A 272-nucleotide genomic window follows, 5' to 3' on the forward strand; every position below is an offset into this window, starting at 1 on the left:
ACTGTGACGGATGATGATGGAAGTGGAATCACAATCAATCCTGATGGAACGTTAACCGTACCAATGGATACACCAGCCGGGACGTATGATGTAGTGTACCAGATCTGTGAGGCATTAAACCCAACGAACTGTGATACTGCTACAGTTACTGTAGTAGTAGAAGCACCAGTAATCGATGCAGTCGATGATAATTACAGCGCAACTCCAGTAAATGGAGCAAGTGGTGGATCAGTACCAGGAGCGAATGTATATGACAATGATGAGTTAAATGG

1 pseudogene is annotated in these 272 nt (G+C 44.1%); it reads left to right on the forward strand.

Annotated features, from left to right (window positions below):
• A pseudogene (locus tag ACY2RS_RS15600) lies at positions 1 to 272 on the forward strand (hypothetical protein); the annotation flags it as partial.

The sequence above is a fragment of the Patiriisocius sp. 208BN25-11 genome (assembly GCF_058147145.1).